Origin of the sequence: Streptomyces fildesensis (genome assembly GCF_016107395.1) — a bacterium.
GTDB classification, from domain to species: domain Bacteria; phylum Actinomycetota; class Actinomycetes; order Streptomycetales; family Streptomycetaceae; genus Actinacidiphila; species Actinacidiphila fildesensis.
Genome location: NZ_JAAIKO010000001.1, coordinates 393,786 through 416,271 on the forward strand (window position 1 = coordinate 393,786; position 22,486 = coordinate 416,271).

At 71.9% G+C, this 22,486-nt stretch carries 21 protein-coding genes and 1 pseudogene; 14 read left to right on the forward strand and 8 right to left on the reverse strand.

What is annotated here, in order from left to right; translation table 11 throughout:
- The first annotated feature begins 90 nt into the window (after positions 1 to 90).
- Together C6N31_RS01685 and C6N31_RS01690 are read left to right on the forward strand one after the other, a co-directional pair.
- Complete coding sequence (locus C6N31_RS01685) at positions 91 to 1,719, forward strand: DHA2 family efflux MFS transporter permease subunit (RefSeq protein ID WP_138352150.1); 1,629 nt, start codon at positions 91 to 93, stop codon at positions 1,717 to 1,719.
- Between the two features lie 5 nt (positions 1,720 to 1,724).
- The gene (locus C6N31_RS01690; protein WP_232484662.1) at positions 1,725 to 2,375 is read left to right on the forward strand and encodes a TetR/AcrR family transcriptional regulator; all 651 of its coding nucleotides are present in this window, start codon (positions 1,725 to 1,727) and stop codon (positions 2,373 to 2,375) included.
- Between the two features lie 6 nt (positions 2,376 to 2,381).
- On the opposite strand, the gene C6N31_RS01695 is transcribed toward C6N31_RS01690, so the two are convergent.
- Both C6N31_RS01695 and C6N31_RS01700 read right to left on the reverse strand, forming a co-directional pair.
- A complete protein-coding gene (locus tag C6N31_RS01695; RefSeq protein ID WP_138352152.1) occupies positions 2,382 to 4,418 on the reverse strand; it encodes a thioredoxin domain-containing protein in 2,037 nt (678 codons plus the stop codon).
- A 246-nt stretch (positions 4,419 to 4,664) separates the two neighbouring features.
- Positions 4,665 to 5,093: a hypothetical protein gene (locus C6N31_RS01700; RefSeq protein WP_198357037.1), complete on the reverse strand. Its 429-nt coding sequence runs from the start codon at positions 5,091 to 5,093 to the stop codon at positions 4,665 to 4,667.
- 510 nt (positions 5,094 to 5,603) lie between these two features.
- Between C6N31_RS01700 and C6N31_RS01705 the strand changes: the two genes are divergently transcribed.
- Entirely contained in the window at positions 5,604 to 8,783 is a 3,180-nt protein-coding gene (locus C6N31_RS01705; RefSeq protein WP_417791499.1) for an AAA family ATPase, read from the forward strand.
- 99 nt (positions 8,784 to 8,882) lie between these two features.
- Here C6N31_RS01705 and C6N31_RS01710 read toward each other — a convergent pair whose 3' ends face one another.
- Both C6N31_RS01710 and mca read right to left on the reverse strand, forming a co-directional pair.
- The gene (locus tag C6N31_RS01710) at positions 8,883 to 9,170 is read right to left on the reverse strand and encodes a hypothetical protein (RefSeq protein WP_203674270.1); all 288 of its coding nucleotides are present in this window, start codon (positions 9,168 to 9,170) and stop codon (positions 8,883 to 8,885) included.
- 6 nt (positions 9,171 to 9,176) lie between these two features.
- Positions 9,177 to 10,049 carry a mycothiol conjugate amidase Mca gene (gene mca, locus C6N31_RS01715; protein ID WP_138352156.1) on the reverse strand — a complete coding sequence of 291 codons (873 nt, stop codon included), beginning with the start codon at positions 10,047 to 10,049 and terminating at the stop codon, positions 9,177 to 9,179.
- A gap of 115 nt (positions 10,050 to 10,164) precedes the next feature.
- Between mca and C6N31_RS01720 the strand changes: the two genes are divergently transcribed.
- Together C6N31_RS01720 and greA are read left to right on the forward strand one after the other, a co-directional pair.
- Positions 10,165 to 10,575, forward strand: a complete 411-nt coding sequence (locus C6N31_RS01720) for a DUF4307 domain-containing protein (protein WP_138352157.1) — start codon at positions 10,165 to 10,167, stop codon at positions 10,573 to 10,575.
- A gap of 132 nt (positions 10,576 to 10,707) precedes the next feature.
- Entirely contained in the window at positions 10,708 to 11,214 is a 507-nt protein-coding gene (gene greA / locus C6N31_RS01725) for a transcription elongation factor GreA (RefSeq protein WP_138352158.1), read from the forward strand.
- 118 nt (positions 11,215 to 11,332) lie between these two features.
- Here greA and C6N31_RS01730 read toward each other — a convergent pair whose 3' ends face one another.
- From C6N31_RS01730 to ilvA, 3 genes are all read right to left on the reverse strand, one after another.
- Positions 11,333 to 12,187 carry an ABC transporter permease gene (locus C6N31_RS01730; protein WP_138352159.1) on the reverse strand — a complete coding sequence of 285 codons (855 nt, stop codon included), beginning with the start codon at positions 12,185 to 12,187 and terminating at the stop codon, positions 11,333 to 11,335.
- Positions 12,187 to 13,155, reverse strand: coding sequence for an ATP-binding cassette domain-containing protein (locus C6N31_RS01735; RefSeq protein WP_138352160.1), 969 nt, complete (start codon positions 13,153 to 13,155; stop codon positions 12,187 to 12,189). Before C6N31_RS01735 ends, C6N31_RS01730 begins: the two co-directional genes overlap by 1 nt.
- Before the next feature lie 199 nt (positions 13,156 to 13,354).
- Positions 13,355 to 14,581, reverse strand: coding sequence for a threonine ammonia-lyase (gene ilvA, locus C6N31_RS01740; protein ID WP_138352161.1), 1,227 nt, complete (start codon positions 14,579 to 14,581; stop codon positions 13,355 to 13,357).
- Positions 14,582 to 14,713: 132 nt separating this feature from the next.
- Here ilvA and C6N31_RS01745 point away from each other — a divergent pair, with 132 nt between their 5' ends.
- The 3 genes and pseudogenes from C6N31_RS01745 to C6N31_RS01755 all read left to right on the forward strand — a co-directional run bounded on the left by C6N31_RS01745 (position 14,714) and on the right by C6N31_RS01755 (position 16,230).
- Positions 14,714 to 15,235: a MarR family winged helix-turn-helix transcriptional regulator gene (locus tag C6N31_RS01745; RefSeq protein WP_138352162.1), complete on the forward strand. Its 522-nt coding sequence runs from the start codon at positions 14,714 to 14,716 to the stop codon at positions 15,233 to 15,235.
- Between the two features lie 108 nt (positions 15,236 to 15,343).
- Positions 15,344 to 15,811: pseudogene (locus C6N31_RS01750) on the forward strand (sigma factor-like helix-turn-helix DNA-binding protein); the annotation flags it as partial.
- A gap of 173 nt (positions 15,812 to 15,984) precedes the next feature.
- On the forward strand, positions 15,985 to 16,230 hold the full coding sequence (locus C6N31_RS01755) for a hypothetical protein (RefSeq protein WP_232484663.1): 246 nt from the start codon (positions 15,985 to 15,987) through the stop codon (positions 16,228 to 16,230).
- A gap of 81 nt (positions 16,231 to 16,311) precedes the next feature.
- Here C6N31_RS01755 and C6N31_RS01760 read toward each other — a convergent pair whose 3' ends face one another.
- Positions 16,312 to 17,475, reverse strand: coding sequence for a cystathionine gamma-synthase (locus C6N31_RS01760; protein ID WP_138352165.1), 1,164 nt, complete (start codon positions 17,473 to 17,475; stop codon positions 16,312 to 16,314).
- A gap of 111 nt (positions 17,476 to 17,586) precedes the next feature.
- Between C6N31_RS01760 and C6N31_RS01765 the strand changes: the two genes are divergently transcribed.
- The 6 genes from C6N31_RS01765 to C6N31_RS01790 all read left to right on the forward strand — a co-directional run bounded on the left by C6N31_RS01765 (position 17,587) and on the right by C6N31_RS01790 (position 22,471).
- The gene (locus C6N31_RS01765; protein ID WP_138352166.1) at positions 17,587 to 19,152 is read left to right on the forward strand and encodes a M48 family metalloprotease; all 1,566 of its coding nucleotides are present in this window, start codon (positions 17,587 to 17,589) and stop codon (positions 19,150 to 19,152) included.
- A 4-nt stretch (positions 19,153 to 19,156) separates the two neighbouring features.
- Positions 19,157 to 20,215, forward strand: coding sequence for a hypothetical protein (locus C6N31_RS01770; protein WP_138352167.1), 1,059 nt, complete (start codon positions 19,157 to 19,159; stop codon positions 20,213 to 20,215).
- A 70-nt stretch (positions 20,216 to 20,285) separates the two neighbouring features.
- Complete coding sequence (msrA, locus tag C6N31_RS01775) at positions 20,286 to 20,981, forward strand: peptide-methionine (S)-S-oxide reductase MsrA (RefSeq protein ID WP_138352168.1); 696 nt, start codon at positions 20,286 to 20,288, stop codon at positions 20,979 to 20,981.
- Complete coding sequence (locus C6N31_RS01780) at positions 20,974 to 21,591, forward strand: DUF3885 domain-containing protein (protein ID WP_232484664.1); 618 nt, start codon at positions 20,974 to 20,976, stop codon at positions 21,589 to 21,591. The genes msrA and C6N31_RS01780 overlap by 8 nt, the downstream gene beginning before the upstream one ends.
- 6 nt (positions 21,592 to 21,597) lie before the next feature.
- Complete coding sequence (locus C6N31_RS01785) at positions 21,598 to 21,987, forward strand: Imm7 family immunity protein (RefSeq protein ID WP_138352169.1); 390 nt, start codon at positions 21,598 to 21,600, stop codon at positions 21,985 to 21,987.
- A gap of 112 nt (positions 21,988 to 22,099) precedes the next feature.
- Positions 22,100 to 22,471 (forward strand): hypothetical protein, encoded by a 372-nt coding sequence (locus C6N31_RS01790; protein ID WP_307811150.1) that lies wholly within the window; start codon positions 22,100 to 22,102, stop codon positions 22,469 to 22,471.
- Positions 22,472 to 22,486 lie beyond the last annotated feature (15 nt).

Consider the following 22,486-nt stretch of genomic DNA (forward strand, 5'->3'; position numbering starts at 1 on the left):
TGGCGCGCACATCTGAATATTGACAGGCCCCATCTTTTGCGAGTTACTGTCACTTGATAGCAACTCTTAAAGATTTGACGGAGGAGTGTCATGACCGCACAGCTCGACCCCAGGCGCTGGTGGGCGCTCGGCGCCATGGTCGCGAGCATGCTCGTGCTCGGCTTCGACATGACGATCCTGAACGTGGCGCTGCCGACGATGGCCGGCCAGCTCGGCGCCACCACCGGCGAGCAGCAGTGGATGGCGGACGCCTATGTCGTCGTCTTCGCCGCCCTGATGCTCCCCGCCGGGCTGCTCGGCGACCGCTTCGGCCGCCGCCGGATGCTGGTGACGGGCCTCGGGATCTTCCTCGTCGGCTCGCTCGTCGGCTCGCTGGCCACCAGCGTCGAACCGGTCATCGCCGCCCGTGCGGTCATGGGCATCGGCGGCGCGCTGGTGATGCCGCTCGCCCTCGCCGTCCTGCCGTCGCTCTTCGCGCCCCAGGAGCGCACCAAGGCGGTCGGCATCGTGACCGCCGCCTCCGCGCTCGGGATGCCGCTCGGCCCGATCATCGGCGGCTTCCTGCTCAACCACTTCTGGTGGGGCTCGGTCTTCCTGATCAACGTCCCGATGGCCGCCCTCGGGATCATCGCCTGTGTCTTCCTGCTGCCCGAGACCCGCGACCCGGCGTCGCCCAGGGTCGACGCGGTCTCCACCGCGCTCACCGCGGCCGGTCTCGGCGCACTGATCTACGGGATCATCGAGGCGCCCGCCCGCGGCTGGTCCGACCCGGTCGTGGTGGGGATGCTCGCCGGGGCCGCCGTGCTGATCGCGACCCTCGTCCTGCGCGAACGCCGGATGGTCCGGCCCATGCTGGACATGACGCTGCTCGGCCACCGCCCGTTCCTGCTCAACATGCTCGCCGCGACCCTGGGCATGTTCATCTTCTCCGGGCTGATGTTCGTCCTCCCGCCGTATCTGACGGCGGTGCTCGGCAACGACGCCTTCGGCACCGGCCTGCGGCTGCTGCCGATGATGGGCGGCGTGATGTTCGCCGCCAAGGGCAGCGCGCCCCTCATCCAGCGGTTCGGCGCCCGCGCGGTGATCAGCGGCGGCCTGGTGGTGCTCGCCTTCGCGGCGTTCCTCGGCAGCCGCACCACCGTCGAAACCGGCTACGGCTTCACCGCCCTGTGGCTGTCCATCGTGGGATTCGGCTTCGGCTTCGCGGTGGTCCCCGCCATGACGGCGGCGCTCAGCGCACTGCCCGCGGACCGGGCGGGCAGCGGCTCGGGACTGCTGAGCACCGTACGGCAGGTGGGCGCCGCGATCGGGATCGCGCTGCTCGGCTCGCTGCTGGTCGGCGCCTACGCCGACCGGCTGCCCGCGGGGGCGCCGCACGCCGCCGCCGACTCCGTGGTCGCGGCCCACGTGGTGGCCGGCAGGCTCGGCGACACCCGCCTCGCGGCCGCGGCGGACGCCGCGTACGTGCACGGCATGACGACGGTCCTGCTGGTCTGCGGCCTCACCGCCCTCGTGGCGGCGCTGCTCACCGCGACACTGCTCCCCAGGACCGGTGCCGACGCCACCACCGGGTCCGGAACCGGAACGGACGGCGAGGCGCTTTCCGAGACGGGCGCCGAGACGGGTGCCGAGTCGAGTGCCGGGGCGGGCGCCAAGGCCGGAAACACATCCGGGGCCGTACCGCCGGTGGCCGCGCTGCCCGCCGATGCCGGACAATGACGGGCATGTCCGCACGTACGACGGCCGCCCCGACCACCGCCCCCTCCGGCGCTCCCGCCGGCACGCCGAAGATCGGCCTGCGGGAGCGGAAGAAGATCCAGACCCGCCAGGCGATCCGCAGGGCCGCGTACCGGCTCTTCGACGAGCAGGGCTACGACGCCACGCCCGTCGACCGGATCGCCGAAGCCGCCGACGTCTCCCCCAGCACCGTCTTCCGGTACTTCCCCACCAAGGAGGACATCGTCCTCACGGACGAGTACGACCCGCTGATCGAGGCCGCGATCCGGGCCCGGCCGGCCGACGAGTCCCCGCTCCGGGCGATCCGGCACGCCTTCCTGGAATCGCTGCGCGCCATCTGCGAGGACCCGCAGGAACGGGCGGACCTCAGCGCGCGGGCCCGGCTGCTGCGGGACGTGCCGGCCGTCCGCGCCCGCTCCATGGAGAGCATGTCGGCGACCGGCCGGATCCTCGCCGGCGTCCTCGCCGAGCGCACCGGCCGCCCGGTGGACGACCTGGAACTGCGGATCTTCACCGGGGCGGTGCTCGGCGCCTTCCAGGAGGCCACCATGCACTGGGGCGAGCACGACCAGCAGGGCGAACTCCTGGACGTCGTCGAACGCACCCTGGACGTGCTGGAGCGCGGCCTCACCCTCTAGGCGGTCTCACGCTCCGGGCGTGTTTCCCACCGACGCGGCCAGTGCGGCCGGATCGGTGGTCGGGGCGGCGCACACGAAGTGCCGGCAGACGTAGGCGGCCGGGCGGTCCCCGACGAGCGGGCGCTCGTGCAGCAGGGGGAACTCGTCGCTGCCGGGCGCGCCGGGCGCCACCACGGCGCCGGGGGCGGTGGCCAGCAGTGCCGTCCGGTGCAGGGCGGCGGTGGCCGGATCGTCGGGCGCTCCGACCACGGCGATCTCGCGGGGGCCGTCCAGGGCCGCCTCGGCGACGGCGAGCCCCCAGCCGATGAAGCGCGGCGCCCGCGGCGCCAGCGCCCCCACGACGCCCAGGGCGCGCTCCGCGGCCTCGCGGTGGGCGCTCGACCCGGTGTGGGCGGCATACGACAGCAGCGCCCCGGCGGCGGCCGTCCAGCCGGACGGGGTGGCGTTGTCGGTGGGGTCCTGGGGACGGCGGATGAGCGCCTCGGCGTCGTCGGCGGTGTCGTAGAGCGTTCCGTCGGGGGCGGTGAAGTGGTGCAGCACCGAGTCGAGGAACAGCCCGGCGAAGTCCAGCCAGACGCCCTCGGCGGTGACCGCGGCGAGCGCGAGGAAGCCCTCGGCGACATCCGCGTAGTCCTCCAGCACCCCGGAGTTGTCACCGGCGACGCCGTCGCGTGACGTGCGGGCGAGGCGGCCGGAGTTGTCCATGTGGACCCGCACCAGCACGTCGGCCGCGTCCAGGGCGGCCCTGACCAGGTCCGGGCGGTCGAAGTAGGCGCCGGTCTCGGCGAGCGCCGCGATGGCCAGGCCGTTCCAAGCGGCGACGACCTTGTCGTCACGGCCGGGCCGCGGCCGCTCCTCGCGCGCCGCCAGCAGCCGCTCGCGGACCGACGCGACACGGTCCGCGTCGCCGGGCGCACCGTCCGCCGCCAGTTGCAGTACGGAGGCGCCCTCCTCGAAGGTGCCCTCCGGCGTCACGCCGAAGTGCGCGGCGGCGAACGCCGCGTCCTGCTCGCCGAGCGCCTCGCGCAGCTCCGCGGGCGTCCAGGCGTAGAACGCCCCCTCGGCGTGCGTCCCGTCCGCGCGATCACTGTCGGCATCGAGGGCGGACGCGAACCCGCCTTCGTGCGTGCGCAGTTCGCGCACCATGAAGTCGGCGGTCTCCAGCGCGACGCGGCGCGCGAGCTCCGAGCCGGTGGAGCGCCACAGGTGCGCGTAGACGCGGCACAGCAGCGCGTTGTCGTAGAGCATCTTCTCGAAGTGCGGCACGGTCCAGGTGCGGTCGACCGCGTACCGGGCGAAGCCGCCGCCCAGTTGGTCGTAGATGCCGCCGCGGGCCATCGCCTCGCAGCTGTCGGCCGCCATCCGCAGGGCGTCCTCGGAGCCGGTGCGGGCGTGGTGGCGGAGCAGGAACTCCACGGCCATGGACGGCGGGAACTTCGGCGCCCCGCCGAAGCCGCCGTTGTCGGCGTCGTACTCCCGGACCAGACCGGCCAGCGCGGCGTCCAGCTCCTTCGCGCCGGGTGTCACCGACGCCCCGTAGGCGCTCTGCCGCTCGCCGAGGTCCTTGACGATCCGCGCGGCGACCTCGTCCACCTCGTCCCGGCGGTCCCGCCAGGCCGCGTGCACGCCTTCCAGCACCTGCTGGAACGAGGCCATGCCGTGGCGCGGCTCGGGCGGGAAGTAAGTGCCGAAGTAGAACGGCTCGGCGTCGGGGGTCAAAAACACCGTCATGGGCCAGCCGCCCTGCCCGGTCGCCGCCTGCACCGCCTCCATGTAGACGGCGTCGACGTCCGGCCGCTCCTCGCGGTCCACCTTCACCGGCACGAAGTGCTCGTTGAGGTACGCCGCGACCGTCTCGTCCTCGAACGACTCGTGCGCCATCACATGGCACCAGTGACAACTGCTGTAACCGACGCTGAGCAGCAGCGGTACCCCGCGCTCACGGGCCTCGGCGAACGCCTCCGCGCCCCACGGCCACCAGTCCACGGGGTTGTCGGCGTGCTGCAGGAGGTAGGGCGATGTCGCGGTGCCGAGTCGGTTCACGGCACCCACTCTGCCACGCGGGGCCACCGGTGGCGCGGCACGAAATCCCGGACCGTCCGACGCCTGGCGCGCCGGCCCTCACGCCAGGCCCTGTTGATCCGGAGCCCGTGAACAATACTTACGCAACCATGACGGATTCCTGCCCGGCTCCGTGCTCCTGACCACTCGCGGAATCCCTGCTTCCGCCGGCGGCGCACCCAACTGTGTGAGTGAAGAAACCTCAGTTCAGGCCGGGTTGAGGCGATGTCAGGGCCATAGGGCCACGGGAGGGCCGGTGCGCACGGCATCAGGCTCTGTGGCCACCGGCCCGTGCAGCGGTGCGCCCAGTCCGGCGCAGGCCGGCAGCGGGCAGGCCGACAGCGCCAGGAGCTGGCGGACCGCGCCCGGCAGCGGCCAGTTCTTGCGGGTCGCGTACCAGGCGAGCAGCGCCGACGCGAGCGCGGCGAAGACGAAGAGCGGCACGGCGGGACCGGCCGACCGGCGCGCCCCGAGCCACCCGGCGGCGACGACGGTCACCAGCAGGCCTGCCCCCAGCACCGCCTGCGCGCGCAGCCGGGCGCTCCACACACCGCCGTGCTCACGTGCCGCGGTGACCTGTTCGTCCAGGTCGGTGACGGTCAGCTCGCCCCACTCGCCGTCCCGGTGGTCGCGCAGGTAGAGCGTGGCGCCGTCCACGATGCCCGCGCCGGCCGGCGAGTCGCCGGGGGCCGGCGGGGAGCCCCCGGACTCGGCCAGCGACCACCGCCGACGCTCACAGAAGGCTGGTCAGCCATGGCGGGGTCCGCCCCTCTCGCTCGACACCTGCGCAGTCAAACACCGCCGCGGCCCCGGCCGGACGGTCGCGAACCCAAGTGAGCAGCGGTTGAGCAGGTTCTGAGCTGGGGAGAGACACCCGGCGCAGCACGGCTGCCGCCCGGCCCGGGTCACCGCTGACGGCTCGCCAACTCCCGCGCCCGCACACGGGAACAGGGTTGTCGGCCCGCCACCCGAGGTAAGGAGAGGTGGAGCGGCTGAGTGGATCGGCCGGGTATCCACCTCCTGCCCGGCTCCGCCCCGCGAGACCCACCGGAGGACGCCGGTGACGGGTGAGTGACCGCGAAGGGGAGCACCTTGAAAGAAGCGCCAGAGCCGGCGAAACCGTCCGGGAGGGACCGGGCGGAGGTCGAGAGCCGGCTGAAGCTGGCCGTGGTCGAGGAGGCACGCGGCAGTACGCCGGCGGACGCGGAGCGGCTGCTGCAGCGGGCGCTGGCCTCGCTGGACGAGATCATGGCGCAGGCCGCCGGGGAGTACGCGCTGTATCTGCGCGCCACCGGTGACGGGCCCGCCGGGCAGCCGGGGTTCGCCGGGCGGTTCCCGCGCGGGACGGTGACCACCGCCGCGATCACCGCGGGCGCGGTCGGGGTGACGGCGTTCGCGGTGGACGTCATCGGCCAGAACCTGTCGGCCGGGGCGTCCCTCACCACCGGGCTGGCCGCCGGGGCGGTCGGAGCGGTGGCCGTCGGACTCAGAGGCACGGCCACGCCCCTTCCCGACTCCCCCGCGGCGGCCGACGACCCGGCCCCGTACCGGCTGCGCTGGCTGGACGCGGTGGAGCAGCGCGGCATCCGGCCCTTCCTCGAACAGCACCGGAGCCGGGCGACGGCGGAGTCCGCCTCCTCCCGGGCCGCCTCCCCCGCCACGGCCAACGGCCGGCACCAGGTTCCGGCGCCGCGCCGCACCGACCGCAGCGCCGCAGCCAGGACCCGGGCCGTGCTGGAGCAGTCGTTCGGCCAACTGCCCTCCGCGGACGGCCCGTTCGCCGGGCGCCGCAAGCAGGTCGCGCAGATCGCGCAGTGGGTGCACCAGGCCCGGGTGTCCACGGAGAGCAAGCCGACCGTCGTCGTCCTGCACGGACCGGCCGGCGCCGGGGCGACCACCCTCGCGGTGCGCGCCGCCCGCCAGCTGCGCGACCAGTTCCGCGGCTCGTGCGTGGTGGACCTGCGCGGCGGGGCCCTGGACGAACGCCCGCTGCCGACCCGGGACGCGCTGCTGCACCTGCTCAACCGGCTCGGCGCGCCCCGCGAGCAGCTGCTGTTCCGGGAGCGCCCCAACCACGAGCAGCATCTGCGGCGGCTCGCCGACCAGTACCAGAAGCATCTGACGGGCACGCCGGTGACGATCGTGCTCGACGACGCCTCCGACGCCGAACAGGTGCGGATGCTGGTCCCCGAGCGGTCCGAGGCGCTGGTGCTGGTCACCGCCCGCGAGCCGCTCTCCCTGGACCTGCCCAACGCGTGGGTGCACAGCCTGCCCGTCGGCCCGCTCGGCGCCGCCGACACCCATGAGCTGCTGGGCGAGCTGGCCAGGACCGCGAAGGCGCCCGAGCCCACCTCGGTGGAGTCCGAGCGGCTGCGCGGCCTGTGCGACGGTCTGCCGATCGCGCTGCGGATAGCCGGCGCGGCGCTGCAGGAGCACGGCACGGCCGCCGGACTCGCCGCCGACCTGGAGGCCTACGGCCCGCAGGAGGCCGTCGAGCGGATCCTCGCGCTGCGCTACCACGACCAGCCCGAGCCGTCCCGGCGGCTGCTGCGCCGGCTCGCGCTCGCCGGGCGGGCCAGCTTCGGCGCGGCGGCCGCCGCCGCACTGCTGGCCACCGACGAGCAGGAGGCCGGCCGCCGGCTGGAGGAGCTGGCGCGGGCCGGACTGATCGAGCACATCCGCGGCAGCCGCTACCGGCCGCACGACCTCGTACGCCGCTTCGCGCACGCGCGGCTGCTCGACGAGGAGGACCCGGCCGAGCGCGCCGCCGCCCATGAGCGGCTGATCCGCAGCTACGCCGAGCTGGCCAACGCCGTGATCCGCCTCGTCGAGGGCAAGACGTCCACCCGGGCCGGGCGCTTCGGCGCACACGGCTTCGCCTCGCTCGAAATGGCGCTGCGCTGGCTCGACGACGAGTCGAGCTTCATCACCGCCGCGCTGCGGCACGCCGAGGGCGTGGACCGCACCGTCGTCCAGGCCCTGCTCGGCGCGCTGTGCGACTACTGCCTGCTGCGCGGCGACCTGTACCGGCTCGGGGAGATCAGCGAGCTGGCGCAGGCGTCCAAGGCCGCCCCGGACGAGGAGCAGAACATCCTGGTGCGGTCGGTGCAGTGGCGCACCGGCATCGCGGCCCGGCAGCTCGGCGAACTCGACAAGGCGCGTTCCACCCTCAGCTCCGTCGTCGACCTGTACTTCGAGGCGCAGCACCCGGCGGGCGCCGCCCGCGCGCTCGGCAGCCTCGGCATCACCCTGCACCACCAGGGCAGCCTGCGGGAGGCGGAGAGCAAGCTCCGCGAGGCCCTGGAGCTGCAGGCCGCACCGGAGCTCGGCGAGGACCGGGCGTGGACGCAGCACGCGCTGGCGGCCGTGCTGCGCGACATGGGCCAGCTCGGCAAGGCCCTGCCGCTGCTCCTGGAATCCCTCGAACTGCACCGGCAGAACGAGAGCGTCAGCGGGCAGGCCTGGGCCCACCTCCAGCTCGGGCAGGTCCATCTGCGGCTCGGCGCGGTCGACGAGGGCGAGGCCGAGCTGCGCAGCGCCGGCCAGTGCTACGCGCTGACCCGCGACCCGCGCGGCGCCGCGTGGACCCGCACCCAGCTCGCCCGCGCCACCCTCCAGCGCGGCAACGCCCAGGAGGCCGCCCGCGAACTGGACGAGGCACTCGTCCGCCACCGGGCCTGCGAGGACGCCCGCGGCGAGGCCTGGACGCTGTACTACCTGGGGCACGCGCTGGAGGAGTCCGGCAACGGCGACCAGGCGCTGCGCACCCTGGAGCGGGCCCGTTCCATGTTCAGCCGGATACGGGACGTGTACGGGCTGGCCTGCGCCCGCCACCACTCGGCCCGGGTCACCCGCGACCAGCGGGCCGTCCGCACCGGCAACCTCCGCAACAGCGGCTTCGCCCGCCAGCTGCTCCAGGACGCCCGGCAGGACTTCCGGCGGATCGGCGTCGAGCACGGCGAGGCCTGGTCCTGCCTGGAGCTCGCCGTGATCGACGCCGGGAACAACCGTTTCGTCGAGGCCCTCACGCTGCTGGACGAGGCCCGCGAGCTCTTCCACGGCCTCGGCGACCGGCGCGGCCAGGACTGGGCGGTGTTCCTCCGCTGCACCGTCCAGCCCCTGCTGTCCGACGACGGCGCCGGGCAGGCCGCCGACACGCTGCGCGCCCTGCTGGCCGCGCACTACCCGGGCCGGGACCCGGATCTGGAGGAGTACGCCGAGGCCTACACCGTCCTGCTGGAGCGCGGTACGGCCACCCACGGCGGCAGCTGGGAGGCGTGGCGGCTGGGCATGATGCCGCGGCGCTCCGCGCGCATGGTCATGGACCTGCTGCCGGCGGCGCCCTGAGGGCCGCAGGCAGGAGCGCCCGCCGGGCCGGTGTGCGGCCGGCCCGGCCGGCGCCCGGGCGCGTGACGAAGCCTGGTGGTCCTGGGACGCCTGGGCGCGTTACGAAGCCGGGTTGTCCTGGGAGGCCCGGGCGGCGGCCTGCGCCTCCCGGTGTGCCCGCAGACCCCGTGACGGCTTCGGGGCCGCCGCAGCGGGGTCCGGGGCCTCCTCGAAGTCGATCTTCTTGAACTGCTTGCCCATGTTCTTCATCAGCGCCCACAGCGACAGCGCGATCGCCGCGAAGATCACAAAGCCGATGAGACCGGGCGTCACCTTGTTGTTGTCCAGCTCCTGAGCGGCGAGCGGGACGTACTGGGTCAGTGCGTGGGAGGCAATCACGGTACCCATTGTGCGCTAGGCGGTGCGGATGCCCGCGAAGAGGTCGTCCTCGGGCAGTGAGGTGTCCACGAGCGACTTGGCGAGCTCGTAGTCCTCGGTCGGCCAGACCTCCTGCTGGATCTCCATGGGAACGTGGAACCAGGCGCCGTCCGGGTCGATCTGGGTGGCGTGCGCGAGCAGCGCCTTGTCACGGATCTCGAAGAAGTCGGCGCAGGGCACATGGGTGCTGATCTGCCGCTCGGGGCGGTCGAACTGCTTCCAGCGCTCCAGCCACTCCGCGTACGGCGACTCCAGGCCGCGGGAGAGCAGCGCCTCGTGCATGGCGACGGTGCGTGCCTTGTTGAAGCCCTGGTTGTAGTAGAGCTTCTGCGGCGTCCACGGCTCGCCGGCCTCGGGGTAGCGCTCCGGGTCGCCCGCCGCCTCGAAGGCGATCATGGAGATCTTGTGGGTCATGATGTGGTCGGGGTGCGGGTAGCCGCCGTTCTCGTCGTAGGTGGTGATCACCTGCGGCTTGAACTCACGGATCAGCTTCACCAGGGCGCCGGCTGCCTCCTCGACGTCCTGCACGGCGAAACAGCCGTCGGGCAGCGGGGGCAGCGGGTCGCCCTCGGGAAGGCCGGAGTCGACGAAGCCGAGCCAGGACTGCTTGACGCCCAGGATCTCGCGGGCCTCGTCCATCTCCTTGGCGCGGACCTCGTGGATGTGCTCCTCGATATAAGGGTCACCCTGGAGCTTGGGGTTGAGCACCGAGCCGCGTTCTCCGCCGGTGCAGGTGGCGACCAGTACGTCCACCCCCTCGGACACGTACTTGGCCATGGTGGCCGCGCCCTTGCTCGACTCGTCGTCAGGGTGGGCGTGGACGGCCATCAGTCGCAGCTGCTCAGTCAAGGCTGGATCCTCTAGTCATCGGTAGTAGCCCCCTCGTTCCATGTAAAGGGCGCCTCCTATAGTGACCGAAGCGAGGGGGCAATTAATTCCATGGCCCCCACCGGAAGGAACGATCATGGCTGCGGTGCGCGAGGGGCTGCCCGAAGGGCGCTACGGACGCGGCGCCGATGCGCGGGCCGACCGGCGACTGAAGATCATCGGCCTGGTGCTGGGCGTGCTGGCACTGGGCGGGGTCGGCTGGTTCGGCTGGCACTCGGTCGCGGGCACGGACGTGAGCGGCGAGGTCATCAAGTCCCGGGCCGTCTCGGACCAGGCCGTGGAAATCCATCTGGAGGTCCGTAAGGACGCCGGAACGGTCGCCGTGTGCACGCTGCGCTCGGTGGACAAGGACCACACTGAGGTGGGACGCATGGACGTGACCATGCGCGACCACAAGAAGCAGGTCGATACCGTGGTCACCATGCGGACCACCCACCGCGGGGAGACCGCTGAGCTGCTCGGCTGCAAGCCGGCGGACCAGGGCTGACCTGCCACGACGACACACTGACGATTTCCCGCTCCCGTGTGGGTGCCGGAATTGTTAAGCTCCAGGTTTCGCCCGGCCACGCGATGGCAAGGCACTCGACGCAGTCCCACGCAGTACCTACGAGGAGCACCAGTGACCCAGACCAGCCAGACCAGCGAGAGCGTCACCTGGCTGACCCAGGAGGCGTACGACCAGCTGAAGGCCGAGCTGGAGTACCTGTCGGGTCCGGCACGCGCTCTGATCATCGCCAAGATCGAGGAAGCCCGCCAGGAGGGCGACCTCAAGGAGAACGCCGGCTACCACGCGGCGCGCGAGGATCAGGGCAAGCAGGAGCTGCGGGTCCGCCAGCTGACCCAGCTGCTGGAGCGTGCCAAGGTCGGCGAGGCGCCGGCCGACACCGGCGTGGTCGCGCCCGGCATGGTCGTGACGATCGCCTTCGACGGCGACCCGGACGACACCATGACCTTCCTGGTGGGCTCGCGTGAGTACGTGAGCGACACCCTGGAGACGTACTCGCCGCAGTCCCCGCTGGGCAAGGGCGTGAGCGGCAAGAAGGCCGGCGAGGACGCCGTCTACGAGCTGCCGAACGGCAAGAAGTCCTCCGTGAAGATCCTCTCGGTCAAGCCGCACCGCGGCTGACCTTCCGGGACACACCTTCCTGGACACACCTTCCGGGACACCGCAGAACGGGCTCCCCGCCGTGGGTACGGCGGGGAGCCCGTTCCGCGTTACGGGTCAGGTCAGGCGGTCGTCCGGGTCAGGCGGTCGCGGAGCGGTACTTGCGCACTGCCAGGGTGCGGAACACCACGAGGATCAGGACGGACCAGAGCAGCGACGCCCACACGGCGTGCTGCATCGGCCAGGCGCTGGACTGCGAGACGCCCGGGTTGCCGAACAGCTGCCGGCAGGCCTGCACCGTGGCGCTGAACGGATTCCATTCGGCGATGTGGCGCAGCCAGGGCGTCATGTTGGTGGTGTCCGCGAACGCGTTGGAAATGAACGTCACGGGGAACAGCCAGATCAGACCGCCGGAGGTGGCCGCCTCCGGGGTGCGGACCGACAGGCCGATCAGCGCGCCGATCCAGGAGAAGGCGTAGCCCAGCAGGAGCAGCAGCCCGAAGGCGCCGAGCATCTTGGGGATGCCCTCGTGGACGCGCCATCCGACGATCAGGGCGACGACGGCCAGCACGACGACGGTCAGCATCGTCTGCACCAGGTCGGCGAGAGTGCGTCCGGTGAGGACCGCGCCGCGCGACATGGGCAGTGACCGGAAGCGGTCGATGAGGCCCTTGTTCATGTCGTCGGCGATGCCCGCGCCGGCGCCCGCCGTGGCGAAGGTGACGGTCTGGGCGAAGATGCCCGCCATCAGGAATTCCTTGTACGTGTTGGGATCGGTGCTGCCGCCGACCTTCATGGAGCCGCCGAACACGTAGGTGAACAGCACCACGAACATGATCGGCTGGATCAGCCCGAAAATGATCATCTCCGGGATGCGGGTCATCCGGATCAGATTGCGCTTGGCGATGACCAGCGAGTCCCGGACGGACTGCATGACCCCGCCGCCGGACCGCGGGGCGAGCGTGGTCGTGGGCTTCGCGTCGATGACGGCCATCACTTGGCCTCCTCTTCCGGTGCGGCGACCTCGGCCTCGTGGCCGGTCAGCGAGAGGAACACATCGTCCAGGGTCGGGCGGCGCAGCCCGATGTCGTCGATCTCGATGCCCCGGGCGTCGAGATCGCGGATGACCTCGGCGAGCAGCTTGGCACCGCCGTCGACCGGGACGGTGATCCGGCGGGTGTGATCCTCGGTCTTGGTGTCGCCCTTGCCGAAGCCGCGCAGGACGCCCTCCGCCTCGGCGAGCCGCTCCCGCTCGTGGACGACGACCTCGACGCGTTCGCCGCCGGTCTGCGCCTTGAGCTGGTCGGAGGTGCCGCGGGCGATGACCTTGCCGTGGTCGATGACGCAGATGTCGTGCGCGAGCTGGTCGGCCTCTTCGAGGTACTGGGTGGTGAGCAGCAGGGTCGTGCCGCCGGCCACCAGGTCCTGGATGACCTCCCACATGACCTGCCGGTTGCGCGGGTCCAGGCCCGTCGTGGGCTCGTCCATGAACATCACGGGCGGCTTGACGACGAGCGCGGCGGCGAGGTCCAGCCGGCGGCGCATGCCGCCGGAGTACGTCTTGGTGGGCCGGTCGGCCGCGTCCGCGAGGTTGAAGCGGTCCAGCAGTTCGGCCGCGCGGAGCTTCGCGTCACGGCTCTTCATCTGGTAGAGCTGGCCGACCATCTGGAGGTTCTCACGGCCGGTCAGATACTCGTCGACCGCCGCGAACTGGCCGGACAGGCCGATGTGGCGGCGGACTTCGTTGGGGTGCTTGAGCACGTCGATACCGGCCACGACGGCGTTACCGCTGTCCGGTTGCAGCAGGGTGGTGAGAACCCGTACGGCGGTGGTCTTGCCGGCGCCGTTCGGGCCCAGCAGTCCCAGAACCGTGCCTTCCGGGACGTCGAAATCCACTCCGTCCAATGCCCGTACGTCACCGAAGGTCTTGACCAGACCTTCGGCGTAGATCGCGCCTGGCATGTGACTACTCCCAATCCGGGGATAGGTCTCTGGTGTCGGTGTTCGCGAGGTTCGCGGGCGGCCGCGACCCGTTTCGGCCGGCGTCCGGGCCCGCACACACAGAGTCCAAACGCGACACATCGCGAGCATGGCGCATGCGATATATCGCGTCAAGACCAGGGCTCCCGAAATCTTCGGGCACCTCGGCCCGGAGCGGACGTCAGATGACCATGTAGCCGGCCCCCAGCAGAGCGGCCTCGACCGCCTCGCAGTGCTCCGGCCCCTTGGTCTCCAGGTGCAGTTCGACCTCCGCCTCCGTGAGTCCCAGCCGCGGGTCGGTCCGCACGTGGCTCACGTCCAGGACGTTAGCGTCCGCCTCTGACAACACCGCCAGTAGCGTCGCCAGCGCACCGGGACGGTCCGTCACCCGCAGCCGCAGGGACAGATAGCGGCCCGCCGCGGCCATCCCGTGCCGGAGGATCCGCTGCATCAGCAACGGGTCCACGTTCCCCCCGGACAGCACCGCCACCACCGGGCCCTCGAAGGAGTCCGGATCGGACAGCAGCGCCGCCACCGGGCTCGCCCCGGCCGGTTCCACGACCATCTTCGCCCGCTCCAGGCACAGCAGCAGCGCGCTGGAAAGAGCGTCCTCGGAAACGGTACGGACTTCGTCGACCAGTTCGCGAATGATTTTGAACGGGATGTCGCCGGGCCGGCCGACCATGATCCCGTCGGCCATCGTCGCCACCGCGCCCAGCGCCACCGGCTCGCCGGCCGCCAGCGAGGGCGGATACGCCGCCGCGCCCGCCGCCTGCACGCCGATCACCTTCACATCCGGACGCAGCGCCTTCACCGCCAGCGCGACACCCGCGGCGAACCCGCCGCCACCGATGCCGACCACGATCGTCCGCACCTCGGGGCACTGCTCCAGGATCTCCAGGCCCACCGTGCCCTGGCCCGCGATGATGTCCGGGTGGTCGAAGGGGTGGATGAAGACCGCGCCGGTCTCCTCCGCGTACGCCTTGGCGGCGCGCAGCGTCTCGTCCACCACCTGTCCGTGCATCCGCACCTCGGCCCCGTAGTCGCGGGTCGCCGCGATCTTCGGCAGCGGTGCGCCCACCGGCATGAAGACCGTGGACCGCACACCGAGCAGTGACGCGGCCAGCGCGACGCCCTGCGCATGGTTGCCGGCGCTCGCGGCGACGACCCCGGCGGATCGTTCCTCCTGCGTCAGGCCGGCGATCCGCACATACGCGCCGCGCACCTTGAACGAGCCGGTGCGCTGCAGGTTCTCGCACTTCAGATGCACCGGGGAGCCGACCAGACCGGTGAGGTACCGGCTGCCCTCCATCGGGGTCACCCTGGCCACCCCGGACAGCATCTTGTGGGCCCCGCGCACGTCGTCGAGCGTGATCGGGTGGGGTACTGCGGGCGCCGCTCTGTCCATGCGCCCAGTGTCCCAGTTCCGGTCCCGTGTCACCGCCGGAGCACGGTTTGTGCGGGATGGGTCTCATGGTGACCCTCTCCGCGTACTCTTCTCCCAACCTCCGCAGGACCGACAGAACGCGAGCTTCCGGCCATGCCCAATCCATCGGAGTCGCCCTCCTCTCCCCCCCTCGACGAGGAGGGGCCCACCGAACTCTTCGAGCGGCTCCAGCACCAGGTCGCTCTCTTCGCCCGGCGCGCGGAGCAGACCCGCCTCGGCGGTGTGGGCAAGGCCCGCAACTCCATGGACCGGGCCGCTTACCTGCTGCTCAACCGGCTCGACCGCGAAGGCCCGATGGGCGTGAAGGCGCTCGCGGAGGGCATGGGCATCGACTCCTCCACCGTCACCCGCCAGGTCGCGCCGCTCGTCGACACCGGCCTCGTCAAGCGCACCTCGCACCCCGAGGACGGCCGCGCCGTCGTGCTCGCCCTCTCGCCGCGCGGCCTCGGCCGGCTCGAAGAGGTCCGCAGCTCCCGGAAGCAGCTGATGGCCCAGGTCACCGAGGGCTGGAGCGAGAACGAGCGGGAGATGTTCTGCGATCTGCTCGGGCGTTTCAACCTGGCGCTGTCCGAGTGGCACGCGACGACGGTGCAGTCGGGACCGGCCGACGAGTAGGTCCCGACGCCCGGGCCGGCGCTCGAGCCGGTCCTGCCCGGCCGCCGCGCGCACCCCGCACCCGCAGAGCTCTTGACCTGAACCGCCTGCTTGACGTCCACTGGCGGCGTGGGCACGCGCCGGGCGGCAGCGGAGTACCAACGGGACGTCGAGTTTCAGGCGTTCACCGCAGGAGCGGCAGGACGGCTTCTGCACGCCGCCACCCTGCTCACCGGTGACCCGGCCGCGGCCGAGAAACTGCTGGGAACCGTCCTGGCGCACACGTACGCGAACTGGTTCCGGATGCGTTCCGAGGACCCGTACGACCAGGCCCGCACCGAGCTCGTACGGCGCTTCGCGTACCGGCCCTGGTGGCGCCGGCCGCACGGCGGGGCGCTGGACCGGCTCACCGCCCAGGAGCGGCTGGTGGTCGTTCTGCGGCTGTTCGAGGGCGTCGCCGAGGAACAGGCCGCCGCGCAGCTGGGACTGCCTGTGGAGCGCGTACGGGCCATCTGCAACCGTGCCACGGCCACCCTGCGCAGCCGCCCGGCGCCGGCTCCCGCCCGGTCGGTGACCGAGGCCCGTGCGGCGGCGGAGAAGGCCAGGAAACAGGCCGCGTCGGAGAACTCGCGCGAGAACCCGCCGGGGGGTCCGCCCGGGGGATCGCCGGGGGGTCCGCCCGGGGGATCGGCGGGGGGATCGGCGTCCTCGTCGGACACTCCGGCCGAGAGCTCTTCCGCGGCCGACGAGATCCAGGGAGCGGCGTCGTGATGCCCCCGGACCGCAAGGAGGAGGAGGTCCGCCGGGTCCTCGACACCCCGCACCCCTACGTCCCCGCCGACCTGGCGGAACGGGCCGCCGAGCGCGGCCGCCGCATCCTGCGGCGGCGCCGCTTCGTGCACCAGCTGCTGTGGCTGCTGCTCGTCGCGGCGATCGTGACGGGCGTGGTGTTCGCGGTGCTGGAGTGGCCCGACCCGCAGCCGCTCGACACCACGCCGCCGGTGGACACCTGGTAGCGGCTCGGCCGGCCACCAGGTGCCCTCACGACGGCTCGGGCACCAGGTGCCCACAGCGACGGATCAGCCGGTTCGGACGGATCAGCCGAGCGCCTGGGTCAGGTCCGCCAGCAGGTCGTCGACCGACTCGATGCCCACCGAGAGCCGTACGAGGTCCGCCGGGACCTCCAGCGCGGAGCCCACCACCGAGGCGTGCGTCATCCGGCCCGGGTGCTCGATCAGCGACTCGACGCCGCCCAGCGACTCACCCAGCGTGAACAGGCCCGCGCGGTTGCACACCGCGACGGCCGCCTCCTCGCCACCGTTCACCTGAAACGAGATCATGCCGCCGAACGCCTTCATCTGCTTCGCGGCGATCTCGTGCCCCGGGTGCTCGGCCAGCCCCGGGTACAGGACCCGCGACACCTTCGGGTGCGACTGGAGCATCTCGGCGATCCGGGTGGCGTTGGCGCTGTGCCGGTCCATGCGCACCGCCAGCGTCTTGATGCCGCGCATGACCAGCCAGGCGTCGAACGGCCCGGCGATCGCGCCCATCGCGTTCTGGTGGTAGGCCAGCTCGTCGCCGAGCGCCGCGTCACCGGTGATCAGCGCGCCGCCGACGACGTCGGAGTGCCCGCCCATGTACTTCGTCGTCGAGTGCAGGACGATATCCGCGCCGAGCGCGAGCGGCTGCTGCAGGTACGGGCTCGCGAACGTGTTGTCCACCACCAGCCGCACGCCGGTGCCGGCGCCGCGGGCGATCTCCGCCAGCGCCGCGATGTCCGTGATGCCGAGCAGCGGGTTCGACGGGGTCTCGACCCAGATCGCCTTGGTGTTCGGCCGCAGCTGCGCCCGCACGGCCGCCGGGTCGGACGTGTCGGCCACCGACCACTGGACGCCCCAGCGCTCGACGACCTTGGCGAACAGGCGGAACGTGCCGCCGTACGCGTCGTTCGGGATCACCACGTGGTCGCCGGGCGACAGGATGGTGCGCAGCAGGCAGTCCTCCGCCGCCAGCCCGGACGCGAAGGCCAGCCCGCGCCGGCCGCCTTCCAGTGCCGCGAGGTTCTCCTCCAGCGCGGTTCTGGTCGGGTTGGCGGAGCGGCTGTATTCGTAGCCGCCGCGCAGCCCGCCCACTCCGTCCTGCTTGTACGTCGACACCTGGTAGATCGGCGTCACCACGGCGCCGGTCTGGGCGTCCGCCGCCTGACCGGCGTGGATCGCGAGGGTTTCGAAATTCTGGTGCTGCTGGTCGTGGTCGCTCATTCCGCCGAGCGTAGTCGCCCGGGCCCGGTAACCGCCTGGTCCGGGTGCTGCCCCACGCCGTATGATCCCGCTTCGAGTTCGAACTCTTGTCCTGTGGGGGGACCTTCTTCAATGGGCGCAACCTTGCGCGCGCTGCGCGCTCTCGTGCTGCTCGCGGGCTTCTACGTCCTCAGTACCGGCCTGCTGGCCGTGCTGGCCGGAGTGTTCGGCGTGATCGTCTACGAGTCCTTCCAGGGGCACCTCGCCCTGCTCTTCCTCGGCAAGCTGCTCGTGGTGCCGCTGCTGCTGACCTTCCCGATCATTCGCGGAGTGTTCATGTTCCGCGGCGGCAAGGGCGACGAGGGCCCCCCGGGGCTGACCGTGGACGACACGCAGCAGCCGGAGCTGTGGGCCGAGGTGCGTGACCTCGCGCGGCAGGCCGGCACCCGCCCGCCCCGTGACATCACCCTCACCGGCCAGGTCAACGCGGGTGTCTCGGAGCGCGCCCATCTGCTGGGCCTGTTGCCCGGACGGCGCCGGCTGTTCCTCGGCGTACCGCTCATGACCGGGCTCGGCGTCCCCCACCTGCGCGCCGTCCTCGCCCATGAACTCGGCCACTACAGCAACCGCGACACCCGCCTCGCCGGCATCACCATGCGCGGCCGGGACAGCGTCGTCCGTACCATCGAGTCCTTCCACGTACAGGCCGCGGCGAACGACAGCGCCTCGCACGCGGTGCTGGCCAGGATCTACACCGGCTACGCCAAGCTCTACATGCGCGCCTCCCAGTCCGTCGGCCGCCGCCAGGAGCTCGCCGCCGACCGCGCCGCCGCACGCATCGTGGGCCGCGACGCGGCGGCCGGCGCACTGCGCGAGATCCCGGTCCTGGACGCCGCCTTCGACTTCTACGTCAGCCGCTACGCGACCCTCGGCTGGGACGTGGAACTGCTCCCGCCCACCGGCGAGTTCTACGGCGGGCTGCGGCATCTGCTGGCCGACCCGGACCGCCGCACCGAGCTGGCGGGACTGCGGGCGGAGCTCCCCGAGCCGGAGCACTCCCCCTACGACTCGCACCCGCCCATCGCCGAACGCGTCCGCCTGCTCGAAGCGCTCCCCGACGACGGTGTGCGCGACGATCCCGACGCACCGTCCGCCCTCACCCTGCTGCGCGACCCGGACGGGGTACTGGCCGCCCTGGAGACCGCGACGCTCGCGGCCGGCGCGGCAAGGATGCGGCACGTCAGCTGGGAAGCCCTCGCGAGCCAGGCCGGGCTCGCCACCTTCCGGGCTGGCGCGCGGCCGCTCCAGCAGGCCGCGGCGGGGGCCGGTCACGCCGCGGAGCGCGGCCTCGCGAGCCTCGACGAGATCCTGGACGCCATCGACGCCGGCCGGCTGTGGGCCATCGCCGACCGGCTCCCCAAATCCCCCGAAGCCGCCGCCGTCACCGGCCGCGCGGCCCGCGAATTCGCGCGGCCCGCGCTGCGCTCGGGCCTGTCCATGCTGACCTGCGTCACCCTCGCCGACGCCGGCAAGGCCGACTGGACGCTCTCCTGGTCCACCCCCGCCCGCCTCACCCTCCCCGACGGTTACGACGAGGCCCTCCCCGAGGCCCTCGACGCCGCCGTCACCGACGACCCCGACACCGGGCCGCTGCGCGAGCTCCTGGCCGGCGCACTTCCCCTCATCCAGGAGCCCTGAGTCCATGGCAGTAGCCTTGCTTGTCTTCCTCGTGCTCGGGCTGAGCCCCAGGCTCCGCCGGCAGTACCACCGGTTCATGACCAGAAGGGCGGTCAGCCGGCCGCCCGAGCCCGGCCTGGTGCCGAAGGATCAGCAGGACACGACCCGCCCGGGCCCCGACCCGGTGCTGGACGTCGCCCTGGCCGCGGGGCGGGCCGGCGACTGGCAGCCCGCCGCCCAGCTGCTCGCCGACACCGGCGACGACTGGGATCTCCGCGCCTACCGGGCCGAGCGGCTGGGCAAGCTCGCCGCCTGGGACAACACCTCGTTGAAGGCCTGGCAGGCAGAACGGCCGGACGACCCCACCGCGGCACTCGTCGAGGCGCACGGACTGGTCGACCTGGCCTGGAAGAGGCGCGGGGGCCACTACGCGCGGTACACCAGCGCGCAGGAGTTCCAGGGGTTCTTCGACCTGCTGACCCGAGCACGGGCCGCGGCCTTCCGCGCCGTGCAGCTGGCGCCCGAGGACCCCTGCGCGAGAATGCCGGAACTCTGGGTCGGGATCGGTTTCGGATACTCCCACCACGATTTCCACCTGATGTGGACGGAGGTCGACAAGCGTGCCCCGCACCACTTCCTCGCCCACAGCTCGGTGCTGCAGTACCTGTGCGCGAAGTGGTGCGGTTCGGGAGAGCTGGCGAACCGCTTCGCCGCCGACGCCGCGGCCGGCGCTCCCCTCGGCAGCCTGCTCCAGGCTCTGCCGCTGATCAGCTGGTACGAGCACGGCGGCTTGCAGGGTGTGAAGCGCGCCGGATACCGGGCGCCCTACCTGCTCGCCCGGGTCGACGCCCTGCTGGCCGACGTGGCCGCCGCCCGCGCGGACCACCCCCAGCTGCCCGAGGCCCGGCACCTCCTCGCGTTCTTCCTGTATCAGCAGGGGCGCTTCCAGGAGTCCGCCGAGCAGTTCCGGCTGGTCGACGGCTGGATCGACGCCCTCCCCTGGCGCTACCAGGTGGATCCCGCGGAGTTCTTCGTCGCCACCCGGAACAAGGCGATCCGGAAGGCACTCCAGCGGGCGAAATGAACCCGCACGGAATCCCGCGGGCCGTCCATACGTTCTCTCAGAGCGAGCCGACCCCGGAGGAGTAACCCCCATGTTCCTGAACCGCCACAAGAACCACCTGCCCTCCGCCGACGAGGCCCTCAAGGGCCGCCCGGAGCCGGAATTCGACGTGCCCGCGCGGCACACCGTGCTGGGCAAGCAGCTGACCGGCCCGTACCCCGCCGATCTGGCGGTCGTGGACTTCGGGATGGGCTGTTTCTGGGGCGCCGAGCGCAAGTTCTGGCAGACCCCGGGCGTCTGGACCACCCTCGTCGGCTACCAGGGCGGCCACACCCCGAACCCCACCTACGACGAGGTCTGCAGCGGTCTCACCGCCCACACCGAGGCCGTCCGCGTCGTCTACGACCCCGCGCTGGTGTCCTTCGCCGAGCTGCTGAAGGTCTTCTGGGAGTCCCACAACCCCACCCAGGGCAACCGCCAGGGCAACGACTCCGGCACCCAGTACCGCTCCGCGGTCTACACCCACTCCCCGGACCAGCTCACCGGCGCCCAGGCCTCCCGCGACGCCTACCAGCAGATCCTCACCAAGGCCGGCTACGGCGACATCACCACCGAAATCCTCCCGGCCGGCCCCTTCTACCCCGCCGAGCCCTACCACCAGCAGTACCTCGACAAGAACCCCGACGGCTACTGCGGCATCGGCGGCACCGGCGTCAACCTGGACTCCCCCTCGGAGACGAACTGGGGCCGCTCCTGCCCGACCGGAATCGCCCCGGCAGATGGCTGACCCACTCCCGCCCGGCGCGGATGTCGGTTTCGACAGCGAAGCCCTGTCCGCGCTGTGGCGGGAAAGACGGCCGCTGGGCCCGCCGGTCGCGCACCGACTACGAAGCGTCTACAACGACCGGTGGGTGCGCTTCCACAGCCTCCCCGGGGGGAAGCGCTACCCGGAGAACGAGCACGAGTACACCACCGTCCTGGACCGGTACAACACGGTCCTGGACGGGTTGTTCGTCGGCAGAGACGTGTACGTGGTGACCACGGCCTGGTCGGTTCCTCCCGCCGAAGCGGAGCACCCCGCAACCCGCCGCGACGCGGACCACGGCGCCTCCCGCTGGACCACGCTCACGGACGCGGAGGACCCCGATCTCGATTCCGACGTCCACACCCACCTCTACGTCAGCCGACGACCATGGCAGAGCGGCTGCATCGACACGCTGCTCCGGCACGTGGCGGATGACGAACTGGCCGGCGTGCTCGTAACCGATACGGATCTCCGCCGGATCCACCACCCCTACGACGGCGGGGCCGACGTCATCCTGGCAACGCCCCAGGAGCGGGACGCCCTACGCGACGAGCACAGGAACTGGCTGTCCAGCCATCCCTCAGGCTGCTGAGACGACGTGTTCGAGTACCACGGCTGGATCACGCTCGTAGGGAGTCCCGACCCCGAGGACGAGACTCCCTGCGACGCGTTCCTCGGCCAGGTGCGGACACTCCTCGATCGCATGGACAGTCCCTACCTGGCCGACCTGCGCGCGATGAACGGTCGCTGGATGCTGCACATCGCCGGCCACCCCAACCGTTCCGGACTGCACGGCCCGGAGATCATCGACCTGTTCACGGAAGTCGGCCGCATCGCGCCCGGCTCCTACGGTCTGCTCCACACGTACGACGACGAAGACCCGCAGAACCCCAACGCCTTCCGAGTCCACCGCCTCGCCCGCGGCGCCCTCACCGAGCGACCGGACCCGTTCCTGTCCCCCGTCCGGCCCACCATCGAAGATCCGTGACCACGATCACGGCTGCGCTTGTCCCGCACCACCGCCAACGACCCTCGCGATCCGGACGACCAGCGGTACCTTGACCGCAACGTTGACGGGTACTGCGGGCCGGGAGGCACGGGTGTTTCCATCCCCATCGGAGTCGTCACGACCGACAGACGACCCTCCGTGCTCCGATCCGATCTTCGGCGGCCGCTGGATCCATGAGGCCAATCTGCGGCCGTTCTGCGAGTCGGTTGCGGAGTTCTCGGGCTACCGCTTCGACGACTCGGACTGGGGGGCTATCGAGGGCGCCCTCCCAGGCACGGACGTGGAGAGGCCCGGGGGCTGGTACGACTACCCGTTGGCGGGCCGAATACCGCTGACCCTGCTGGTCGCGGCCGACCCTGGTTCCTCCGTCGTCTTCGTGCGACTCGAAGGGGAAGCCGACGACCGCACGAAAGCACAGATCGACGCGGCACTCCACATCTTCAGCAGGTACAACGCAAGCTGATTCTGTCAGTGCCAG